This is a genomic window from Bradyrhizobium sp. HKCCYLRH1030 (assembly GCF_051168395.1).
Lineage (GTDB): Bacteria > Pseudomonadota > Alphaproteobacteria > Rhizobiales > Xanthobacteraceae > Bradyrhizobium.
The window spans coordinates 440,244-452,415 of sequence record NZ_JBNPUY010000004.1; the positions used below are offsets into that span (position 1 = coordinate 440,244).

At 64.6% G+C, this 12,172-nt stretch carries 8 protein-coding genes; 3 read left to right on the plus strand and 5 right to left on the minus strand.

Annotated elements, in window-relative coordinates; all coding sequences use genetic code 11:
- Nucleotides 1-4: 4 nt before the first annotated feature.
- Nucleotides 5-1,180 (minus strand): zinc-dependent alcohol dehydrogenase, encoded by a 1,176-nt coding sequence (locus ACQR1E_RS15170; protein WP_434897235.1) that lies wholly within the window; start codon nucleotides 1,178-1,180, stop codon nucleotides 5-7.
- A gap of 110 nt (nucleotides 1,181-1,290) precedes the next feature.
- Nucleotides 1,291-1,698 (minus strand): hypothetical protein, encoded by a 408-nt coding sequence (locus tag ACQR1E_RS15175; RefSeq protein WP_315717321.1) that lies wholly within the window; start codon nucleotides 1,696-1,698, stop codon nucleotides 1,291-1,293.
- A gap of 347 nt (nucleotides 1,699-2,045) precedes the next feature.
- Between ACQR1E_RS15175 and ACQR1E_RS15180 the strand changes: the two genes are divergently transcribed.
- Nucleotides 2,046-3,344 carry a TadE/TadG family type IV pilus assembly protein gene (locus ACQR1E_RS15180; RefSeq protein ID WP_315717320.1) on the plus strand — a complete coding sequence of 433 codons (1,299 nt, stop codon included), beginning with the start codon at nucleotides 2,046-2,048 and terminating at the stop codon, nucleotides 3,342-3,344.
- Between the two features lie 18 nt (nucleotides 3,345-3,362).
- Here the strand turns inward: ACQR1E_RS15180 and mdoH are convergent, their stop codons facing one another.
- Nucleotides 3,363-5,492 (minus strand): glucans biosynthesis glucosyltransferase MdoH, encoded by a 2,130-nt coding sequence (gene mdoH / locus ACQR1E_RS15185; RefSeq protein WP_434844553.1) that lies wholly within the window; start codon nucleotides 5,490-5,492, stop codon nucleotides 3,363-3,365.
- Entirely contained in the window at nucleotides 5,480-6,985 is a 1,506-nt protein-coding gene (locus ACQR1E_RS15190; RefSeq protein WP_316167427.1) for a glucan biosynthesis protein G, read from the minus strand. Before ACQR1E_RS15190 ends, mdoH begins: the two co-directional genes overlap by 13 nt.
- 588 nt (nucleotides 6,986-7,573) lie before the next feature.
- Between ACQR1E_RS15190 and arsA the strand changes: the two genes are divergently transcribed.
- The gene (arsA, locus tag ACQR1E_RS15195; RefSeq protein WP_434897236.1) at nucleotides 7,574-9,343 is read left to right on the plus strand and encodes an arsenical pump-driving ATPase; all 1,770 of its coding nucleotides are present in this window, start codon (nucleotides 7,574-7,576) and stop codon (nucleotides 9,341-9,343) included.
- 921 nt (nucleotides 9,344-10,264) lie between these two features.
- Here the strand turns inward: arsA and ACQR1E_RS15200 are convergent.
- On the minus strand, nucleotides 10,265-11,710 hold the full coding sequence (locus ACQR1E_RS15200; RefSeq protein ID WP_315717316.1) for a helix-turn-helix domain-containing protein: 1,446 nt from the start codon (nucleotides 11,708-11,710) through the stop codon (nucleotides 10,265-10,267).
- A gap of 194 nt (nucleotides 11,711-11,904) precedes the next feature.
- Between ACQR1E_RS15200 and ACQR1E_RS15205 the strand changes: the two genes are divergently transcribed.
- Nucleotides 11,905-12,111, plus strand: a complete 207-nt coding sequence (locus ACQR1E_RS15205; protein ID WP_315717315.1) for a DUF4170 domain-containing protein — start codon at nucleotides 11,905-11,907, stop codon at nucleotides 12,109-12,111.
- The last annotated feature ends 61 nt before the right edge of the window (nucleotides 12,112-12,172 follow it).

The window sequence follows — 12,172 nt, forward strand, 5'->3', positions numbered from 1 at the left end:
TCCCTTATGGCTTCAGCACGACCTTGACGCAGCTGTCCTGCTTGTCGCGGAAGGCGCGGTACATCTCAGGTCCCTGCGCGAGCGGCACGGTGTGGGTGATGACGAAGGACGGGTCGATCTGGCCATCCTCGATGCGCTGCACGAGGTCGTCCGTCCAGCGGTTGACGTGGGTCTGGCCGGTGCGGATCGTCAGGCCCTTGTTCATCAGCGCGCCCATTGGCACCATGTCGGACAGCCCGCTGTAGACGCCGGGGATCGAGACGATGCCGCCGGGACGGCAGACATAGATGATCTCGCGCAGCACGTGCGGCCGGTCGTTCTCGAGCATGAACATCTGCTTGGCGCGACCGATCACGCTGTCGGGCTGCGCAAGGGTGACGTGGCTCTCGAAGCCGACGCAATCGATGCACTTCTCCGGGCCCTTGTTGTCGGTCAGCTCGTTCAGCCGCCCGACCACGCTCTCCTTGTCGAAATTGAGGGGGATGGCGCCGCCGGCCTCGGCCATCGCCAGCCGCTCCGGAATGCGGTCGATCGCAATCACCTGGGAGGCGCCGAGCAGGATGGCGCTGCGGATCGCCATCTGTCCCACCGGGCCGCAGCCCCACACAGCGACCGTATCGTCCGGCTCGATGTCGCATTGCGCGGCCGCCTGCCATCCGGTCGGGAAGATGTCGCTGAGAAACAGCGCCTGCTCGTCCGTCATGCCGTCGGGAACCTTGATGTGCGTGGCGTCGGCGAACGGCACGCGCAGGTATTCGGCCTGGCCTCCCGGATAGCCGCCGGTGAGATGCGTGTAGCCGAACAGGCCCGCGGTGGTGTGTCCGAACACTTTCTCGGCAAGATGCTTGTTGCGGTTGGTGGTCTCGCAGACCGAGAAATTGCCGCGCCGGCACTGCTCGCATTCGCCGCAGATGATGGTGAAGGGCACGACGATGCGATCGCCCTTCTTGAGCTTGCCGTTGACGCCGGAACCGACCTCGACGACCTCGCCCATGGTCTCGTGGCCCATGATATCGCCGGGCATCATCGCCGGGATGTAGTTGTGGAACAGATGCAGGTCGGAGCCGCAGATCGCGCAGCTCGTCACCTTGATGATGGCATCCCTGTCATGCTCGATCTCGGGATCGCTGACGGTGTCGCAGCGAATGTCCTCTTTGCCATGCCAAACCAGCGCCTTCATACGGTCCTCCGGACAGAATGTTGCGGAGGCAAGTCGAAGGGCGCGGCGATGGTTGCTATCGAGCGCGGAATTTTCCGGAGTGGCGCGGCGTCCCGCGCTCGATGGCCGGCTCAGGCCTTCCGGGCGGCCTTCTTCGGCGCGGGCCTCGCAGGATCCCTCCTGGCAGCCTTGCCAGCCTGTTTGCCGCCTTGCGGCTTGGCCGCCGCACCGTCGGCCTTCTTCTCCGGCTGCTTGGTCTCCGGCTTCCTGGGCAGCTCCGCGGCGGCGGCCTGGCGCATCGCGCGGGCGTAGCTGTCGGCGACGTTGTCGGCGGAGATCAGGAGCCGTCGGGCGGCGGCATTGGCCTGCTCGACCGCCTCGCGGGCGAGCAGCTTGAAGCGCTCCTTGGCGTCCTTGTCCTTGGCCTTGACGGCCATGCCGTTGAAGCGGTCCTTGCGCTTCTTCGCCGCTGCCAGAATGGCCTTGTTCTGCTGCTTGGCCAGTTGCCGGATCACGGCATCAAGATCGGCATCCGCCATCGTCGTCCCCAACTCCCCCAGAGAATCAGCGCGCCCCGGCGCTGCAAACCGCGCGGACTATGCAATCGGTGCCGCCGCTTTGCAATCGGGGTACCAGAGGAGGGGTGCCGCGCCGATCAGGGGCGGCGGGCCGATGAGATCCGTCCGGCATTCGATGCCGGGGCCCGCCAAAAAAAGCGTCCGCATGGCGGTCATGTCGCTCCGAGTGGTGCAACGGCACCGCAGAAAGGCCGCTTACGACAATCGGAAACGCAACGTAACCAATTCTCGGCAATTCCATCAATTCCAATGCAACGCTTGATCCGCAACATTCCCGGCAACATCACCGTGTTCGTTGGAGTGTGGCCGTGCTGGCCGGAAATAGATACCTCAGGCTACTGTCGCGGTTCCGTCGCGACCAGAGCGGCAACATCGCGATCATCTTCGCGCTTGCTTTGCTCCCGATCCTCGCCTTCGTCGGCTCGGCGATCGACTATTCGATGGCCGTGCGCGCCAAGGCGAAGCTGTCGGCTTCGATGGACGCCGCGATGCTGGCCGCGACCGGCTACACCGCCATGCGCGGCGCCGCGTCGGACGCCAAGACGGCGGCGACCAACATGTTCAACGGCCAGATGTCGGCGCACAATCTGGCGGCGGACTCGCTGAACATCGATATCAGCGATAGCGTCACCGCGCGGACCGTGACCGGCAGCGCCACCGTCGTGGTCAAGACGGCCTTCATGCACATGTTCGGCTACCCGACCATGACGGTCTCGGCCTCGTCGTCGGCTTCGGCCTCGTTCCCGACCTACATGGACTTTTACGTTCTGCTCGACAACTCGCCGTCGCAGGGTCTCGGCGCAACCACGGCCGACATGACGACGCTGCAGAATGCGACGTCCGACAAGTGCGCCTTCGCCTGCCACGACACCTATACGTCCAGCTCGAAGAAGACGCTGCAGACCAACAGCTATTATTCCATCGCCAAGAAGAAGGGCGTGACGATGCGCATCGACGTCGTCCGAAGCGCGACGCAGTCGCTCACGGACACGGCGACCGCCAGCCAGGTCGTCAGCAACCAGTACCGCATGGCGGTCTACAGCCTGGGCAGCGACTGCGGCTCGCTCGGCCTCACGACCATCGCCAGCCTGTCCTCGAGCATGTCCTCGGTGAAATCGTCGGTCGGTTCGCTCGACCTGATGACGATCCCCTACAGCGGCTACAACAACGACATGTGCAGCGATTTCGACGGCGCGATGTCCGCGATGAACGGCGTCATCCCGACCCAAGGCGACGGCTCGTCGACGAGCCCGCAGAAATGGCTGTTCTTCGTCTCCGACGGCGTCGCCGACTATTCCTATCCGACCACCTGCAGCAAGACAGTTCTCTCGGGCGGCCGCTGCCAGGAACCGCTGAACACGACGACCTGCGATGCGTTGAAGGCTCGTGGCATCAAGATCGCCGTGCTCTACACCACCTATCTCGCGATCACCAACAACAGCTGGTACACGACCTATATCGCGCCATGGCGGGATTCGATCAGCGGCATCATGAAATCGTGCGCCAGCCCGGGCTACTACTACGAGGTCGATTCGAGCGGCAGCATCGGCGCAGCGCTTACCGCGCTGTTCCAGCAGGCGATCGCATCGGCGCATCTGACCAAATAGGGCAGGTCGTCCAGGCGCTCATGCGGGAAGTGCGACGAGCTGCTCCAGCGTCGCGCCATCCCTGAGCACGGCCAGGATCTCACGGCGCGACAGGAAGCGGATCGCCTGCGTGAACGAGCCGGCCCCCGCGATCCGCGCTTTGGCGGTGGCGAGGTCGACGTCGATGTCGCCCGGCTCGCGACGCCGAGGCGGCGGCAGGGACGCAACGTGCTGGCGGCAGAGACCGGCGTTCTGGCGCAGTTCGACCAGCGCCGCCCGGCGATCCGGCCGCAGATTCTCCGCAAGCTGCTTGGCGCGGACCAGCACCGGCGGCGGAGCGCGATCCTCGGGCGTCGTGAACAGGCGCGCGCCGGTGCTGCGGCCGCCCGTGAGCAGACCGATCGGAATCGACAGCACGAGGCCGGCGATGACCGGCGACATCCAGGCCAGCAGGGGGACGGAGACAGCATAGGCGCTCGCCGCCATGACCAGGCCGCATACCGTCGGCAGCGCGAATTTGCGAAGGATCTCCTGCCGGCTCACGCCGCCGTCGCTGCGGCGCTGCACCTGCCAGCCGGCGTCGCGCCCCATCAGGATTTCGATCACGGCGATCGACTGGAAGATCATCATCGAAGGCGCGATCAGGGCCGCGAGCAGCGTTTCCGCCAGCACGGCGACGCAGAGGCGCAACCCGCCGCCAAAGCCTCGGCGTCGCGTCGGCGTGAACAACGTGACGAGGCAGGCGAGCAGCTTCGGCACCATGAGCAGGCCGAGCGTCGCCGCGAAGACCTGGGCGGCGAGCACCGGGTCCTGGGCCGGCCAGGTCGGAAACAGCGCAAAGCCCTTGGGGAAATATTCGGGCCTGACGAAGTTGGCCTGCAGCGAGATGAGGATGCCGAGCACGAGAAAGGCAAACCACAACGGCGCGGTGACATAGGCGCCGATGCCGATCAGCAGATGCAGCCGCGACACCCAGTGCAGGCCGCGCGCCGGCAGCACGGCGAGATGCTGCAGATTGCCCTGGCACCAGCGCCGGTCGCGCGCGGCATGATCGATCAGGGACGGCGGCACCTCCTCGAAGCTGCCGTCGAGATCGACCGTCATGTAGATTCCCCAGCCGGCGCGGCGCATCAGGGCGGCCTCGATGAAATCGTGGCTCAGGATATGTCCGCCGAACGGCTTGCGCCCGGGGAGCTCGGGCAGCGCCGCGTCTTGCGCGAAGGCCGCGACCCGGATGATCGCATTGTGGCCCCAGTAATTGCCTTCCGCGCCGTACCACCACGCATTGCCGGCCGCGATCATCGGGCCGTACAGCCGGCTCGCGAACTGCTGCAGCCGCGCGAACAGGCTGGTGCCGTTGACGATCACGGGCAGGGTCTGGATCAGCGCCGCCTGCGGCGCGTTCTCCATGGCATGGGCCAGCCGGACCACGGTCGCGCCGCTCATCAGGCTGTCGGCATCAAGAATGATCATATAGTCGTAGGCCGCGCCGAAGCGCTGCACCCAGTCGGCGATGTTGCCGGACTTGCGGGCGACATTGTCGGCCCGGTGGCGGTAGAACACCCGATCTGTGCCGCAGGATTGGCGCAGATCGACGAACGCAGCCTCTTCGCCGATCCAGATGTCGGGATCGGTGGTGTCGCTGAGCAGAAACCAGTCGAAGCGCTCGGCCTGTCCCGTCCCGGCGACCGATTCGATCATGGCGCGCAGCCGCACCATCACCGCGTCCGGATCCTCATTGTAGGTCGGCAGCAGCATGGCTGTGCGGCCGGACAAAGAGGGCAGGGGACCGTCGATGTCGATCGCGATCGTATCGCGCCGCCGCCCCAGCAGGGCGCAGAAGCCGGCCAGCGCACAAACGAAGGCAAAGGCGATCCACGCGAGCAGGATCGAGAACAGCACGAGTACCATGCCTTCCAGCACGGTCACGCCACCGACCTCGACGACCTCGTACATCTTGTAGCAGCCCACCAGCGTCAGCGCCGCAGTGCCGGCGAAGATGAGAGCGCGCCGGAATGCGATGCGGCCGCCGCTCGTGATGGCACGTCGGCCGGGCGCGGCATGATTGAGTGGCGACGGCACCATCGCGAGCGGCGCCTCGGCCGGGAGAAAGCTCGCGTCGCTAGCCTCATAGGTCGGACGCGGCTGCGCTGCGGTCATGGCGTCCATCGATAGACCCAGGTTTCGGATACGGGCTTGTCGTTGGCAACCAGTTCGGCCCTGAGCTCGACCGGCGCATCGCCGACCGCGCATTGGAAGCTGAGCCGCCAACCTTGCGTCTCCGGGTTCGGCTGCGCGACGATGTTCGTCACCTCGGATTTCGCCGCGCTGACCACGCCCTTGACGATGTTCGGATCGAGGCTCTTCAAGGCGTCGCCTTGGAGCTCGAGAACGAACAGCCGGCCTTCGCCGCGGGTGGCCACGCCAGTGCGCGTGAAGCGCGCCAGCGTATTCGGCTTCGGCACATCGGGCCCCCAGTGCAGGCGATAGGTCATGTTGTGCTCGCCCTTGGCCGCGAGCGGCGTCTTCGGCCGCCAGAAGGCGGCGATGTTGTCGTGGATTTCCTGGTTGGTGGGGATCTCGAACAGCACCACCGCGCCGTCACCCCAGTCGCCGATCGGCTCGATCCACAGGCTCGGCCGCCGTTCGAAATGCGATTCGAGATCCTGATAGGCGGTGTATGTCCGTTCCCGCTGCATCAGGCCGAAGCCGCGCGGATTGAGGTCGTTGAACACGCTGACCTGCAGGTCGCGCGGATTGCTGAGGGGGCGCCACAACTGCTCGCCCTTGCCGTTGAACATCGCAAGCCCGTCGGAATCGTGCACGGCGGGGCGGAAATCGTCGACGTCGTTGCGGTCGTTGGGTCCGAAGAAGAACATGCTGGTCATCGGCGCCAGTCCGGCGTGAGCGATCTCGACGCGCGGATACAGCGATGCCTCGACGTCGAATACGGTGGTCTCGCCAGGGCGGATCGTGAACCGGTAGGAGCCCGTCGCGCTCTTGCTGTCGAGCAGCGCATGCACCACCATTGCGGTGGCGCCTTGCGTCGGCTTCTCCAGCCAGAACGCCTTGAACACCGGAAACTCCTCGCCCTTGGCCTCGCCGGTGTCGATCGAGAGCCCGCGCGCCGACAGTCCGTAAATCTCGCCCTTGGCGACGGCGCGAAAATAGCTCGCGCCGAGGAACACACAGACCTCGTCGTAGTAGTCCGGCCGGTTCATCGGCGCGTGGACGCGGAAGCCGGCAAAGCCGAGATCGGCCGCCGGGAAGGCCGGGACTTGCTGACCGAATGCAAAGTCCTCGGGTCGATAGGCCACGGGGCTGGCTTTGCCGTCCGCAACCTCATAGATCTCGACCCGGTCCTTGTAGATCGAGCCGCGATGGAAGAACTGCGCCTGGAACGGCAGGTTCTCACTGCGCCACAGCGCATGGTCCGGCAAGAACCGAATCGAGCGGTAGGCGTCGTAGTTCAGCTTCGCCAGCGCGTCCGGCAGCTTGTCATCCGGCGCAGCGTAGGGCTTGGCGGCGAGATTGCGCGCGAGGTCGCGCACATAGGCCGCATTGAACGGCTGCGCCGCAGGCGGCGCGGCTGATGCGCTCCGCGTCAAGGATGCGGCGACCGGGATCGCAGCCGCTGATTGAATGAACTGACGGCGATTCAACTTATTCTCGCTTTGCTGCATGGAACTGCGGAGCAACATTTCTGAAGGCGTCGGGTTCCATCGGAAGTCAACGAGAGGGGGCTGCTTTGGAGTCCCTTCCTGCTGAACGCGCCACCGGCGATCCCGCCGGCGCGTGCAGATCATGGGCGCGCCGTTCTGAACGCAACGTGAGCGACGGACCTGCGTGACAAACTTGGAGCCGAGACGTGAACATTCGACCTGCTCGCCAGCCACGGCAATTTCGCTTCTCGTGGCTCACGCTGGAAGGCTTGGGGCTGCATCCGGGGCCGGGCCGCCGGTCTTCCACGTCGTGGAATCGCAGACAGCAGCTGCCGCAATGCCGACGACTGTTGCGCTCCGCGGCACGATTGTTGACTTATCGCAATTAAGGAATCCGGCCGAGGCTCTACCAGTCGATTGGTCTGCAGCAGCCGATCCAGGCGGGGAGGATGACTGGTCACCCGAAAGGACGTCAAAGTCAGTCGGGCATTCCAGGGTTATGCACAGGATCGAACGAACGTCGGCGACAAAAATCGTATTGGCTCCCGGGTCGGCAATGTCGCACACAATCACTTGGAAGGGATTTGAATGCTTCGATTGCGTGCGCTGAACGCTCCGACGCCATTTCTCTTTTTCACTGGCAAGGGCGGTGTGGGCAAGACGTCGCTCGCTTGTGCGACCGCCATCAGTCTCGCGGACCGTGGGTTGCGTGTCCTTCTGGTCAGCACCGATCCTGCGTCGAACCTCAACGAGATGTTGGAAGTTGAACTAACTGACAGTCCAGTGCCGGTGCCGAACGCGGCAGGGCTCTTCGCGATGAATATCGACCCTGAGACCGCAGCCGAGAGCTACCGAGCTCGCGTGCTTGAACAGCTCGAGCCCACGGTGACGGATCAGGAGAGATCGACCATACGCGAGCAGCTTTCCGGCGCATGCACCACCGAGATTGCCGCATTCGACGAGTTCGTCGGATTGCTCGACGGAGACAGAGCGGGTTACGACCATATCATCTTCGATACGGCCCCGACCGGCCACACCCTGCGGCTCCTGAGCCTGCCGAAGGCTTGGACCGGTTTTCTGAAGGACAACAGCCGCGGCGCCTCCTGCCTCGGCCCGCATTCCGGTTTGAAGATGCAGGAGGATCGTTTTCGACAAGCGCTTCAGGCGCTGAGCGATCCGAGGCGGACGACCGTGGTCCTGGTGACCCGCGCCGACCGGAGCGCAATCCGGGAGGCGGCGCGAACGTCGAGCGAACTTGATGGGCTCAATCTCACCAATCAGACGCTCGCCGTGAACGGACGCTTTCACGCCACTGACCCTACTGACGCGGTCGCAAGTTCACTCGAGCGGGATCAGGATGAGGCTCTCGCCTCGATGCCGGACTCGCTGCGTAAGCTGCCGCGGGACGAAATCCCACTGGTTGGGTTCGACATTGTGGGTCTCGCGGCGCTCAGGGCAGTGTTGTCGTCGTCCGGTCCACGGCTTGAGACGTCGACTGGCGAACAAGTTGGAGTGCCGGTTGACGTGCAGGGACTCGACCGTCTGGTCGATGACATCGCTCACCGCAATCGCGGCCTCATCATGGTCATGGGTAAGGGCGGCGTCGGGAAGACGACGATTGCGGCTGCCATCGCTGTCGGCCTCGCGAGGCGCGGGCATGCCGTCCACCTCAGCACGACCGATCCAGCGGCCCACGTCACGGATGTCGTTGACGCCGCGAGCCCAGGGCTGACGGTGGACCGGATCGATCCTCGGCGCGAGACGGAGCGCTATGTCGCGAAAATACTAGCGAGCCGCGGCCGCGACCTGGATGAGCAGGGCAAGGCGCTCCTGCTTGAGGACCTGGCTTCGCCCTGCACGGAGGAAGTCGCCGTTTTCCATGCCTTCTCGCACGTGGTTGCGGAGGCTCGGAGCGCCTTTGTGGTGCTCGATACGGCGCCGACCGGTCATACCCTGCTCCTACTCGATGCGACCGGGGCCTATCATCGCCAGTTGACGAGCCAATTGGAGCCGGGCGGTGCCGGCCGGGTGATCACGCCGCTGATGCGGTTGCAGGATTCCACCTACACGCAGATCATCCTGGTGACCCTGCCGGAAACGACGCCCGTTTCGGAGGCCGCCGCTCTCCAGGAGGACCTGCGGCGCGCCGGCATCGAGCCGTTCGGTTGGGTGATCAACAAATGCCTCGCCGCCTCCGGAACTCGCGATCCCCTGCTGCGGGCGCGGATTGCCAGAGAGCGGATGCAGATCGCTCGTGTTCAGGACGGCTTGGCCAAGCGCGCTTTCATCATGGCGTGGCGAAGCAAGCCTCCCATCGGCATCGAGGAGCTGGAGACGTTATCGATGCCGAGTTCTTGATCACGTTCAGCTCGATCGCGATCTGGTCTCCCCCTATCGGGATCACGTCTTCATTGCCCGATCGCAGGATATGGCGAGATCAGGGGCCGAGTTTGTTGCGGTCGTTGCGACGCAGCGACGGCGAAAATCCCCGCCCGCCCGTCGGGCAAATCGGCCGCTCAGTTTTGTTGGATTCGCGGCGCGCGCTCTCCTCTCATGGCCTGTCGAGCTGTCAATTCTATGTGCGCCGATGGACTGATTTCGTCAGCCAGTTCAGCTGGATCACTCGTGTCCAGTCCCATCGGCAAAAATATTCTTGTTTCCATTTTTCAGAATTTGATGTTCACTCCGCTCGTCCCGCCTCGATCTGAGGGGCGTATCGCGGTCGTCACGAACGTGGGGTGCGGGATGCGATGGGCGTATCGAACCGCAGCGCGAGCGATCGTGCCGACGAACGGTTTGATGCGCACGATCAAGCCGTGTGGTCCTGATCTCCCGGTGCTGAGATCCAGTTCGCGCCGACGATGGCGCTGATGACAGGGGCAAGACAGCCGGTCCCTGGGGAGAGCACGGAGTAAGCCGTAAAGCCATCGCGCAGGGAAGGCCGGGATGTCCCAGCCGAACCTGTGGTTCCTGCCCCGTGCATTTCTTTCGCACGGGGGCCATGGGGGCGGCGAGCTCCCGGTCTTCCCTGCGCCCTCTGTATTCAAGGGGGCAAACGAACAGCAAAGCTCGGGCGCCGATGCGCCGCGAGAAGGTGATCGTATGTCTCTCCACGTCATTGCGAGGCGCCCTTGCGCCGAAGCAATCCAGGGCTCAGCGCGCGACTCTGGATTGCTTCGCTTCGCTCGCAATGACGCAGAGAGAGGAGCTGCAAACTCGGTGTCATTCCGGGGCGCGGCTCGCGCAAGCCCCGGAATGACGCGGAGGAGAGCGTTGGCTCTACAGCTCCCTTGCATTGCTGAACGCGAACGAGCTGACGCGCCGCGTCGTCTCATCCAGGATCAGCGTGCGCGTGATCGGCGGCTCGGCGCGCTGGGCGCAGTTTTCGCGTTCGCAGAGCCGGCAGTTGACGCCGATCGGAGTGCCCTCGGTTTTCTCCAGATCCATGCCGGCGGCGTAGACGAGGCGCGACGCATGCCTGATCTCGCAGCCGAGGCCAATGGCGAAGCGTGGCTGCGGCAGCGGATGCGGCGCGACCGGGCGGCGGACCATCTGGGCGATCGAGAAATAGCGCGAACCATCGGGCAGCTCGATGATCTGCTTGAGGAGGCGGTCGGGCGTGTCGAAGGTCGAATGCACGTTCCACAGCGGGCAGGTGCCGCCGAACTTGGAGAACGGGAAGGTACCCGACGAGAAGCGCTTGGAGACGTTGCCGGCATTGTCGACGCGCAGCATGAAGAACGGGATGCCGCGGGCGTTCGGGCGCGACAGGGTCGTGAGGCGGTGGCAGACCTGTTCGAAGCCGGTGTTGAAGCGCTGCGCCAGCACGTTGATGTCGTAGCTCAGCGCCTCCGCAGCAGTGAGGAACGGCGCATAGGGCATCATGACGGCGGCGGCGAAGTAGCTCGCGAGCGTCATGCGGTAGAGCCGGCGCGCGGTGTCGTCGATGGCGCCGGCGCGGCCGATGATGAGTTCGAACTGCGGCAGGCATTCGGCCATGCCGAGCTGCACCGCGAGCTGGAAGGTGCGTCCGGGCCCGTCGACCAGTTCGGAGATCAGGAGCTGGCGGCGATGGCGGTCGTAACGGCGCAAGGTCTCGCGCATGACGTCGACCGGCATGACCCGCGTCTGCACCGAATGCTTTTCGCGCAGACGGGCGGCGAGCGCCGCATAGAGCCCTTCGGCCGGCACGTCGAGCGCGTCGCGCAGGCTTTCGGCCTGCTGCTCGAGCTCGGCGAAATAGTTGCGGTTGGCTTCGATCAGGTCGCGCACCCGCTCGATCGGGTTGGCCTCGAAACGGGCGCCCTCGTTGCGGTCGGCCATCTGCGCCGCCACCAGCGTCTCGCCGCGGCGCGCCTCGGTGTAGGCCGCGTACAGCCGCTGCAGCGCGTGGGTGACGCCGGGGCAGAGCTCGGCGAGATCGCGCAGCTCCTGCTTGGGCAGCTCGATCTGGCGGAAAAGCGGATCGGAGAAGATCTCGTTGAGCTCGGCGAAGAAGCGGTCCTCGTCGGCGCTGGCGAGGTCGCGCAGGTCGAGGTCGTAGGTTTCGGCCAGCCGCAGCAGGATCTGGGCAGAGACCGGGCGCTGGTTGCGCTCGATCAGGTTGACATAGCTCGGCGAGATGCCGAGGCCCTCGGCGAGCTGGGTCTGCGACAGCCCCAATTGCTGGCGGATGCGCCGGAAGCGCGGGCCGACGAACAGCTTCTTTCCGGATTCGCCGGGCATCTTGATCTCCTTGGGGGTAGCCAGCCCTGGATTGTGACAAATTTTACAAAATGACATTTATGACAAGTGATGATGTTACATGACATCACCATTCGAAAACAAGGGCTCTATACGAAACAGCCGGATTCGCGTTTATCTCCTGTCACGCAATTCGCAATGCACTGTCAAAGTTGTGACGGTTCAAGGAGAGTCTCATGAGCAGCAATTTCTGGGTGATCGGCGGCGAGTTCGGCTCGATGAATTTCCACAAGCTGGTGGAAGGCTCGGCCCAGGTGAAGGGTCCGTTCAAGTCGCGCAAGGAAGCCGAGGATTGCTGGCGCGAGGTGTCTGAGGAGAACCGCCACAAGGCTGGCGTCCGCTTCTCGATCGTCGAGGAGCCGCAGCGCGCTCCGGCGGCCTGACCGCCGATAAGGAATGCATTGCCGGGTATTTGAATAAGCTCGAGGAAGAGCCCAAGGACGG